The 5299-nt window shown below is 66.9% G+C and carries 4 protein-coding genes; 3 read left to right on the forward strand and 1 reads right to left on the reverse strand.

The window, feature by feature from the left end; genetic code table 11:
* Both AC1D15_RS16850 and AC1D15_RS16855 read left to right on the forward strand, forming a co-directional pair.
* On the forward strand, positions 1-855 hold an 855-nt coding region (locus tag AC1D15_RS16850), incomplete at its 5' end, for an SDR family NAD(P)-dependent oxidoreductase (protein ID WP_477826871.1).
* Positions 856-1124: 269 nt separating this feature from the next.
* Positions 1125-2963, forward strand: a complete 1839-nt coding sequence (locus AC1D15_RS16855; protein WP_477826872.1) for a sensor histidine kinase — start codon at positions 1125-1127, stop codon at positions 2961-2963.
* Between the two features lie 25 nt (positions 2964-2988).
* On the opposite strand, the gene AC1D15_RS16860 is transcribed toward AC1D15_RS16855, so the two are convergent.
* Positions 2989-4386, reverse strand: coding sequence for a serine/threonine-protein kinase (locus AC1D15_RS16860; protein WP_477826873.1), 1398 nt, complete (start codon positions 4384-4386; stop codon positions 2989-2991).
* Positions 4387-4525: 139 nt separating this feature from the next.
* On the opposite strand from AC1D15_RS16860, the gene AC1D15_RS16865 reads away from it, so the two are divergent.
* Positions 4526-5299: SOS response-associated peptidase family protein (locus AC1D15_RS16865; protein WP_477826874.1), on the forward strand; the 774-nt coding region annotated here is incomplete at its 3' end.

Raw genomic sequence — 5299 nt, forward strand, 5'->3', positions numbered from 1 at the left:
CGCCAAGGCGCTGCAGATCATCTGAGTACGTGCGGGCATTGCAACAAGGAGAATTCGATGGGTCGAATCCGTGATTCAGACACAGTCCTGATCGTCGGGGGGTCGCAAGGCATCGGCCTGGCCATCGCGCGGCGGCTGTGCATGCTCGACTGCCGGATCATCATCGCCGCGCGGCACGTCGCGGCGCTGGACCAGGCACGCGCCGAACTGGTCGGCATGTCCGGCTGCCGCGCCACCATCGAGACGCTTGTCGTCGACGTCTCCCGCCACGACAGCGTTCTGGCCCTGCGCGATGACCTGACCGCCCGGGTCGGCACGCCCACGCACGTCATCAATTGCGCGGGGCGGGCGGTCGCAGCCTATCTCGAAGAGCTGCCCCTGGAGGACTATCGCTCGATGATGGACCTGAACTTCATGGGCACGGTCCACCTCAGCCATGCGTTCCTGCCGCTCTTCCGCGCGCGCGGGAGCGGCCACCTGATCCACACGTCCTCGATCCTTGGTTTCGTGGGCACGTTCGGTTGGGCGGCCTATGCCGCGACCAAGTTCGCCGTGGTCGGCTATTGCGAATCGATCTACTCCGAGTACCGCAGGCACGGCGTCGAGGTCTCCGTGCTGTGCCCTCCGGCCACCCTCACGCCGGGATTCGACACCGAGAACAAGACCAAGCCGGCCGCGGTGCGCGAGGCCGAAGCGTGGATCGCACCGGTGACGGCAGACTACGTGGCACGCGTCCTCCTCGATGCCATCGCCCGCAAGCGCTTCATGGTGGTGCCCACGCCGAAGGGGCAGTTCCTCTACGGCGCCACCCGCTGGTTGCCGGGCCTCGTGCGCCGCCTGGCGGTGGCCCACTGATGACGGCACACCAGGCGTAACGAGAGGTAAAAGGATCTCGTGGAGCGGCCGCCGTTTCATGTGCGCCGCAGGCGGCGTGACGCCGCTTCTGCAGGGCACGGACGCCACGATGCGTCCCATGAACATGTGAGCGCGAGGAGCAAGGGGGAGGCGGACGTCCGTAGATATCGCGCTTAAGCTCCCGCCATGCAGTACGTCACGTCTTCCTTCGCCGAGTCGCCCAGGAAATGCCGATGTGATCGCCGGCGCCGCACGCGCCGGACCTGTTGATGACGAGGGGACGCAGCCTGCGCGTGCTGATGGCCGCGTGGTCGCTGGCTGGCGCAGCACACGCTGCAGGCGTCGTCGCGCTGTCGCCGCAGAAGGGCATCGTCTCCATCTCGGACCTTGAAGCCGTGGTGTCCGCCGGCGAGCAGCCGCCGCCCGATGCCGCGGCCTGGCGGCCGGTCCGGCTGCCCGATCGCTGGGCAGAGAACGGCCGGGCGCGCGCAGGGACCGTGTGGTACCGGCTGCGCGTTCACATCGATCCCGCGCAACGCGAACCGTGGGCCTTCGAAGTGGCCTACGCGACGATGAACAGCGACCTGTGGGTCAACGGAATGCTGGTCGGGCGCGCCGGGCGCATGGAACCGGACAACTTGACGCGTCACTGGAACACACCGCTCCTGTTCATGGTTCCGCAAGCGGCATGGACCGCGACGGACAACCTCGTGTACCTGCGGGTGCGCTGTGGGACCAGCAGCGACGGCGGCCTGGGCCACCTGTTCGCGGGGCCGGCCGCTGAGCTCTCGAAGGCCCATGAGCAACGTGTCTTCTGGCGAGTCAGCCTGCTGACCGTCGTCGACGCCTACGTGTTTGCGCTCGGGGTGCTGTTCGCCATCATCTGGCTGCGCCGTCGCGAAGCCCTGCAATACGGCTACTTTGCGGCGGCGAGTCTCTTGTGGGCCCTTTGCACGAGCAACGACCTCCTCACCGACCCGCCATTTTCGCCGCGTGCCTGGCAGATGTTGATCTTCCTCTGCAACATCTGGACGTCACTTCTGTTCGCGCTGTTCTTCCTGCGCTTCGCCGGCCGGTCATCACCGCGCCTGGAGCTCGGCGCGATCGGCCTGGTGCTCGTTGCCAATGCGCTGCAGTTCCTGGTCGGCCCGACCCGGCAACAGATCGCCTTTGCGGTGGTGATCCTCGGCGTGCTGTCGCTTTGCGGCTGGGCAACCGTCTTGCTGCTGTCCGATGCGCAAGGCCGGTCGAGGCGCGACCGGCTGTTGCTGGGCAGCGCCGCTGTCATCGGGATGCTCGTCGGCGCTCATGACTGGCTGCTCACCATCTTCGTCCTGCCGTTCGACAGCCCCCACCTGGTGGCCTACGCCGCCCCCGTGACGCTGTCGATCTCGGCATGGGTGATCGCTGGCGACTACACCCGCACCCAGGAGGATCTGACGCTGTTGAACCGCAGGCTCGCCGATCGCGTCCGGCAGCGCGAGATGGAACTGCGCGAGTCTTTCGCTCACCTCGTCGAGGCCGATCGCGATTTCGCCGTGGCGACCGAACGGGCACTCGTCCTGCGCGATCTGCATGACGACGTCGGCACCCACCTGGCCAGTGCGATGCGGCAGCTCGAAGAGGAGCGCGCCGAGCCGCTTGCGGTCGCCCAGACGCTGCGYGAGACGCTGGACCGGCTCAAGCTGCTGATCGATGCGCTGAGCATGCCGCCCGGCGACGTCAATGCGTTGCTGGCCAGCCTGCGCTATCGCTTGCAAAGGCGCATCGAGGCCGCTGGACTGGATCTGCGCTGGGAAGTCGACTTGCTGCCGCACTGGGAAGCAGGCGAGCACGGCGACGCGATGCGCCGCCTGCAGCGGCTGTTGCTCGAGGCGATATCGAACACCCTGCGGCATTCGCACGCGACCGAACTGCACCTGGCGGCGAGCGCCACCGACGGCGGCATCCGTGTCGCGCTCACGAACAACGGACCTGGCTTGGACGGTATTCCGGCCGCAGGGCTGCGAACGATGCACGAGCACGCCGTCGGGCTCGGCGCCCTGCTCGAGGTCAGCTCGACCCACCCCGGCGGTCGTATCCGGCTGTTGCTGCCGCGGGCCGGCTGATCCGGGCATTCACATCGCAACCCCGTCAGCGCCGAACCGGCGCCTGCCGCAATTCCTTGCTCAGCTTCGCCCGGTCGACGCCATCGGCACTCTGCACGACCAGCAGATGGAAGAACTCCTCCCGCGTCTGCGCCTGGCCGGCGACCCTCTTGACCACCATCGCGGCAATCGGCCCCATCTGGCTCGTCAAGACGCGACATGCGTGGGCCAGGACGTCGGGGCTCAGGGGCGTCGCCACGCCGAAGGCGCCGCATTCCGCGGTGATGCGTTCGATGAAGGCGCGACGCTGAGCGGGCGGCACGTGCTCGACGAGGGCGGTGCTGAAGGACACCAGGTCAAGGCAGTTGCGGGCCGCCTTGCGCACCAGAACCTTGCCGATCGGGCCGACGAAGCCGACCAGCGCCCGCTCGGCCCGTCCCAAGGTGGCAGCGTCCAGGCCCGTCCGCGAGGCGGCGGCCGCAACGGCGAGATCCGGACTTCGCGTCGTGACGGTGGAGTCGGGGAACAGCGACGCGGCCAAGGTCCGCACTCCGATGCCGTTGACGCAAGACGAGATCGCGGGAGCCACCTCGGAGCGCTTCGACAGCGCGTCGCGAAACTCCGCAGCGCTTGCGAACCTGGCCTTCGGGTTCTTGGCCAAGGCCGTCGAGATGATCGCGTCGTAGAAGGCATGCCGGACCGTGTTCGCAGCCGCGCTCGGCGCCGGTGGATCATCGTCGAGCGTCGCGCGCATCACCGACCGGGAACGCCCCTTGAACGGCGCCTTGCCGGTCAGCAGCCGGTACAGCAGCACACCCGCGGCGAAGATGTCCACGCGATGGTCGATCTCCGCCGCGGTGTACTGCTCCGGGGCCATGTATCCCGGCGTTCCGACCCAGGGGCCGCCCTGGGTCAGCGCGACATTTTCGACGCGTGCAATGCCGAAGTCGGCGAGCTTGACTTCGCCCCTTGGCGTGACGATCAGGTTCTCGGGCTTGATGTCTCGATGCCAGACGCCGTGCCGGTGCACGCAATCCAGCGCGTCCAGCAACTGGTCCATGATGTGCAGCAACTCGGCCTCGGGCAGCATGGGCGTGCGCGACAGAATCCATCCGAGGCTGCGCCCTTCGACCAGTTCCATCGCGATGAAGGCGCAGGCGGCGTCCTCGCCGTACTCGTAGATGGCCACGATGCCGGGATGAGACAACCGGCCGACCGCTCGCGCTTCGTTCTTGAAACGCGCCGCGACGAGGTCTGCCGTCCGGTCATGATCCAGCAGCTTTCGGAGGATGACCTTGATCGCCACCGGCCGTTGAATCCCCGGATCGAAGGCTCGATAGACGACGCCCATGGCGCCATGTCCCAGCACGCCGGTGATGGTGTACTTCCCTACGCGCGCAGGGTGGGATGCACGCCACCGGGGCGTATCGGCAAGGTCGGTCATCGACCGTCCAGCAACGTCATGGATCGTCCTTGGAAAAACGCGATCGCCGCGCTGGGGCGCTGCGGACCGATGGTATGAAGTCGCCGGCGTTTGAACCTGCCATGAATATGGGAAGCGACGCTTGAGAAACGCTGATGAAATGGTCGCTGCTGCCCGCTTCGGGATTGCCGACTTGCCGGCAACGCACACGATGGCCATCAACTATCACCCGGTCGCTGCCCCTGATCGCATGCTCTCCCACTTCGGCGTGGCTCAGCCCGAAGGTGACGTGACAGCAGGAAGTCTCCCGCTCTATCTCGCGCCATTCATCTCACGAGCACGGGATGGGGTCTCGCTCGAGCGCGACATTCCGCGATGTGGCTGCGAGCGTTCTTCGTGTCGTTGCAAGAGGTTGGCTCTGGGCCGGCGTGCCCAGGACGCGCCGGCCGACATCGCCGGTGACCTGGACATCTTTCGCCGTGCATGGCGTTGTGGTCAACGCTGCATCGTCCCCACCGAGGCCATCTACGAGCTGAACTATCAGACCGGCAGGCCTGTCCGCTGGCGAATCAGCCGCCGCGATCGCGCGCCGATGGGGATTGCCGGCCTGTGGCGCTGGTGGAAGGACAACAGGACCGGCGAGGAGGTCCCCAGCTTCACGATGCTCACCGTCAACGCGGACACGCACCAGCTCATGATGCAGTTCGGCAAGCCATGGCAGGAAAAGCGAATGGTCGTCATCCTGGACGAAACGGACCACGACGCCTGGCTCACCTGTCGCCCCGATCGCATGATGAGTTTCATGCACCCCTACCCGGCCGACCGGCTCGTGGCAGAGCCCTGGCCCAAGGGCCGTTCAGGTGCCACGCCCACGTGGGCAGGCGGCGTCACTGTTCTTTGGGGCACCGAGAGCCTTCCGGCCAGCGGAAAGGGG

It is taken from the genome of Rhizobacter sp. P2_H2 (assembly GCF_056403375.1).